The sequence below is a fragment of the Ruegeria sp. BHSB196 genome (assembly GCF_059613135.1).
Map to the genome: position 1 here is coordinate 1 of NZ_JBXWRY010000079.1, position 1149 is coordinate 1149.

General features: G+C 63.4%; 1 protein-coding gene and 1 pseudogene. Both read left to right on the plus strand.

All coding sequences use genetic code 11. From position 1 onward, the window contains the following. Positions 1–575: tetratricopeptide repeat protein (locus tag AC2FNJ_RS19975; protein WP_496766779.1), on the plus strand; the 575-nt coding region annotated here is incomplete at its 5' end. A gap of 165 nt (positions 576–740) precedes the next feature. Continuing rightward, positions 741–1149, plus strand: a pseudogene (locus tag AC2FNJ_RS19980) (phosphatase PAP2 family protein); the annotation flags it as partial.

The following is a 1149-nucleotide window of genomic DNA, read 5'->3' on the forward strand; positions in this document are numbered from 1 at the left end:
GCGATAGCGCCGCCGCCGTGTTCCATGCCCGCAAGGGTGTCGAGCTGGACCCCGAGGACGCGCTGAACCTGTCGATTCGCGGCCATATCCTCAGCCTGCTGGAACGCCGCCCGCACGAGGCGATAGACATCATGGATCAGGCGCTGTCGCTCAATCCCAATCTGCCGCTGGCCTGGGGGATCAGCGCGACGGCCCATACCTATCTGGGCAACGGCGCCATCGCGCGCGAGCACATGCTGAACGTCTGGCGGCTGACCCCGTTCGGGCCGCTGAATTTCTTTTTCTGGACGGCGGCGGGGCTGGCCGAGTTCGTGGACGGCAACTATCCCGAAGCGATCCGTGCCCTGCAACGCGCGCGCCGCACCAGGCCGCGATTCATGGCGGCGCTGCGCATTCTGGCGGCTTCCTACGCGCTGGACGGGCAGGTAGAACAGGCCCGCGTGACCGCCGAAAAGCTTCTCGAGAAAGATCCAGGTTTTTCAATTTCGCGTTTTATGGCATGGTACCCCCTGAAGACCCCGGACACGCGGGAACGGCTGGTGCTTGGTCTGAGCACTGCAGGTCTGCCGAACTGACGCGTTTCACCGCCGCTGCGCGCCTTGTGGCCGCAGTGACCCGCACGCAGGCACATGCGGCAATGGCGAAACCGCCGGAACTCATAATGATCTCGAGCATATTTCGATGAAAAGGCGGCGCTGGCGTCTTTTTGAACAAGGTCCATTTCAAACGAGGACATTGACATGACGGATTTCGGAACAAACGCCTCGGCTCGATCGTCCGGGCTTGGCACTGGAAGTCAGGGGCTGGGTCTGGGTCTCGGCGCATCGCGTGGATTGGGGCTTGGACTGGGCCTTGGCAACGGTTTGGGTCTCGGTAACGGTCTGGGGCTGGGATTGGGCCTCGGCAATGGTTTTGGGTTGGGGAATGGGCTTGGACTGGGCCTCGGCAATGGCCTTGGATTGGGGAATGGCCTTGGATTGGGGCTTGGCCTCGGTCTCGGCAACGGGCTGGGGCTGGGCAATGGTTTGGGCCTGGGCAACGGGCTGGGGCTTGGAACAGACCCGGTCATTCCCGTCGGCGCGGATGGCGGCATCGGTCTGGTCCGCAGCTATTATGCGACCCCGATCGAGCTGGCGTTGCTGCCTTGGG